This window comes from Mesorhizobium sp. (genome assembly GCF_041661565.1).
GTDB lineage: Bacteria > Pseudomonadota > Alphaproteobacteria > Rhizobiales > Rhizobiaceae > Mesorhizobium.
The window spans coordinates 1-3,468 of sequence record NZ_JBAZUD010000250.1 but is presented as its reverse complement, the minus strand read 5'-3'; the positions used below and the strand labels follow the sequence as shown (position 1 = coordinate 3,468).

The window sequence follows — 3,468 nt, the reverse complement described above, 5'->3', positions numbered from 1 at the left end:
GGACCGTTTCGCCAAGCTGCTGTTCGACTGGTTCCGGGCACCCGCACTCGAAGTCCACATCAGGGACAGCGCCGAATGGGCCTCGATCCGCAAGATCGGCTTTCATCCGCTGGCGCGGATGACCGAGGACGAAGAGAAGCGCTTCATCCAGTGCCTGGAGACCTACACCAACCGGGAATGGCGCGACACCAAGGGCCGCACACCGGCGCGCTACACCTTCGCCACCCTGGTCGACCCGCACGAGGAACTGCCGCCATCGGAGATTTCGTCGCTGCGCTACTGGGCCAAGATCGCCGAGAAGATGGGCGTGGAGATCGAGCCGATCACCAAGCGGGACCTCGCCAAGCTCGCCAACTACGATGCGCTGTTCATCCGCGAGACCACGTCGATCTCCAACCACACCTATCGCTTCGCCCGCCGTGCCCAGCAGGAAGGCATGCCCGTCATCGACGACCCGCTGTCGATGATCCGTTGCACCAACAAGGTCTATCTCAACGAGCTGATGGCCTACAACAAGGTCCCGGTGCCGCCGACTGTAATGATCGCCGGCACCACGGACCTCGAACTGGCGGCGCAGACACTGGGCTTCCCGCTGGTGTTGAAGATCCCGGATTCCTCCTTCTCGCGCGGCGTCAAGAAATGCGCCGACTTCGAGGAGTTGAAGACGCTCGCCACCGAGTGGCTGGAGGATTCCGATCTGCTGATCGCGCAGAAGTTCATTCCCACCGAATATGACTGGCGCGTCGGCGTGCTCGGCGGCCAGCCCTTGTTCGCCGTGCACTATCTGATGGCCAAGAAGCACTGGCAGATCGTCAACCACAAGGCCAACGGAAAGCCCGACCAGGGCGGCATCAAGACCTTCACGCTGAAGGAAACGCCGGCTCATGTCGTCGAGACGGCGGTGAGGGCGGCGCGCTGCATCGGCGATGGTCTTTACGGCGTCGACCTCAAGGAGACCAAGGACGGGGTCTTCGTCATCGAGGTCAATGACAATCCGAACCTCGACCATGGCTGGGAGGATTCCGGCGAGAAGGATGAAGTCTGGGTTCGGCTGACCCAGTGGTTCCTGGAGCGGCTCGACCGGCCCGGGCGGTAACTCAAATGGGGGAACAAGATGCAGTTCATCGTGATCGAGGATTTTACCGGCTGCGATCGCAAGGAGATCTACCGTCGCTTTCGCGAACGGGGCCGCCTGAAGCCGGATGAACTCCTTGTCCATCATAGCTGGATCGCGGCGGATATGAGCCGCTGCTTCATGCTGGTGGAGGCCAATGACGTCACTCTGTTGCAGCGCTGGGTCATCGAGTGGGCGGATCTCGTGGAATTCGAGATCGTTCCCGTGGCGACCAGCAAGGACATGGTGGAGGCCTTGAGCGGACATCTGTGACTTGGTGCCTTTCGTGGCTTGCTGTACGACCGGGTGGTGAGCGCCGGCGAACCATCGACCGAAGGTGTCTCCGATCCAGCTCGAGTGAAGCCAATGGACCATCGCGACATCATCGCGTCATTGACCCCGGAACAACGCAACCGTCTGACCGCCAAGTCCGACATGGCCGGTCTTGTCCAACTTGCCGGTCACTGGGGTGCGATCCTTATCATTGGATCACTGATTGCCGCCAAAGTGCCATTCTGGCCGCTGCTGATGTTGCCGCAAGGCATCCTGATCGTCTTCCTGTTCACGCTCCTGCATGAGACGGTTCATCGCACCGCCTTCGAGACCCAGTGGCTGAACGATGTCGTGGCGCGGGTATGCAGTCTGGCGCTGGCGCTGCCGGCGGACTGGTTCCGGTACTTCCATTTCGCCCATCATCGATACACGCAGGATCCGGACAATGACCCGGAATTGGCGTTTCCCAAACCTGAAACGCTGCGGCAGTACCTTGTCCATGTTTCCGGAATCCCGGTGTGGTGGGGCCATCTCAAGACGCTCTACGCCAATGCCTTCGGCGACAACCAGGACAGCTACGTGCCGCCGAAGGGGCGGCCCAAGGTGCGAGCAGAGGCGCGCGCCATGATTGCCGTCTACGCCGTCGTCATCCTTGTTGCCGCCTACTTCCGGCTCACCCTGCTTCTCCATGTCTGGATCATCCCCGCTCTGCTGGGCCAGCCGTTCCTGCGGCTCTACCTGCTGGCAGAGCACGGCCGCTGTCCGTTTGTCGCCAACATGCTGGAGAACACCAGAACCACGCTGACCAACTGGGCGATGCGCAAGCTGGCGTGGAATATGCCATTCCACGCCGAGCATCATGCCTATCCCGGCGTGCCGTTTCACCAATTGCCGCAATTTCATGCGCTGATCGAGCGGCATCTCAGGGTTGTCGAACCAGGCTATGTCAGCTTCCACGAAAAATATATCGAAACGCTGCACTGACAGGATGCACTGACGACGATGCATGGCCGGCAAGCCGGCCGCTTCATGAGCGATCTCGCTAGACCGTTCCATATTGCCAGCGCGGCAGTCTTTCGCGTTCGACATGCCAATCGAACGAGATGCATGGTCGCCGAAATTTTTGGCTACTTCAGCCTGGCGCGGAGGCCGGAACCTGACGCCGCGCCTTCTCGATCGCCGTAAACCGCTTCAAGAACGCATTCTGTGCCCAGGTCACGGAGCGGGGCGTGAAATCGAAGCGGTCGGCGCTGAACCCACGCGGACGGCCGAAGAACTCGGTCGCCTCGGCGGTCGAGAAGCCGGCAAGCAGCGTTGCCTCGAAATAAGCGGCGATCTGGTCGGCGCGCTTGATCTCCCTGCGTAGCGCGCCAGCCGGTTCCGGCGGCAGCGAGAAGCGCTGGTGGATGGCGCGCTGCAGGCGCAACTCACAGTCCTTGTAGCTTCCGCCCATCACCGATTTGAACGGTGAGATCATGTCGCCGATGACATATTCGGGTGCATCGTGCAGCAGCGCCACCAGCCGCGCGTTCGCCGAAGCATCGGGCACGAGGTCACAGAACAGGGCCTCGACCAGCAGCGAGTGTTGGGCAACCGAAAAGGCGTGCTCGCCTCTGGTCTGGCCGTTCCAGCGGGCGACCCGGGCAAGCCCATGCGCAATGTCCGATATCTCGATGTCGAGCGGCGAGGGGTCGAGCAGGTCGAGCCGTCGGCCGGACAGCATGCGCTGCCAGGCCCGTGCCGGCGCGCCGACACGATCGGCCGACATCAGGCTTGCTCCTCGCTGACGGCTTCCGGCGGGAAGATGAACTTCGCCCATCCCGGAATTGCCAACGTCACCGGCACGTCTCCTGCCATGATCGGCCTGCCGGTATCCACTGCCGCCTTGACCTTGTCGATTCGGACAATCGCCAGCCCGACCAAGCCGGCGGCCGAGCCGAGCGTGCCGACCGGCCGGCCATCGACGGTGAGTTCGGTGCCCGGAGCGGGGACGGCCTGTTCGGCCGTAACGATCAGCACGCGCCGCCTGGCGGTGCCGCGATGCTGCATGCGCGAAACCACTTCCTGGCCGACATAGCAGC

4 protein-coding genes and 1 pseudogene are annotated in these 3,468 nt (G+C 62.3%); 3 read left to right on the top strand and 2 right to left on the bottom strand.

The window, feature by feature from the left end; genetic code table 11:
- The 3 genes from WC739_RS25040 to WC739_RS25030 form a co-directional block, all read left to right on the top strand.
- Positions 1-1,096: RimK family alpha-L-glutamate ligase (locus tag WC739_RS25040; protein WP_372955673.1), on the top strand; the 1,096-nt coding region annotated here is incomplete at its 5' end.
- A gap of 18 nt (positions 1,097-1,114) precedes the next feature.
- Positions 1,115-1,387 (top strand): DUF3303 domain-containing protein, encoded by a 273-nt coding sequence (locus tag WC739_RS25035; RefSeq protein WP_372955672.1) that lies wholly within the window; start codon positions 1,115-1,117, stop codon positions 1,385-1,387.
- Positions 1,388-1,480: 93 nt separating this feature from the next.
- Entirely contained in the window at positions 1,481-2,371 is an 891-nt protein-coding gene (locus tag WC739_RS25030; protein WP_372955671.1) for a fatty acid desaturase family protein, read from the top strand.
- 148 nt (positions 2,372-2,519) lie between these two features.
- Here the strand turns inward: WC739_RS25030 and WC739_RS25025 are convergent, their stop codons facing one another.
- Together WC739_RS25025 and WC739_RS25020 are read right to left on the bottom strand one after the other, a co-directional pair.
- Positions 2,520-3,155: a hydrolase gene (locus WC739_RS25025; RefSeq protein WP_372955670.1), complete on the bottom strand. Its 636-nt coding sequence runs from the start codon at positions 3,153-3,155 to the stop codon at positions 2,520-2,522.
- A pseudogene (locus WC739_RS25020) lies at positions 3,155-3,468 on the bottom strand (folate-binding protein); the annotation flags it as partial. The pseudogene WC739_RS25020 and the gene WC739_RS25025, both read right to left, overlap by 1 nt.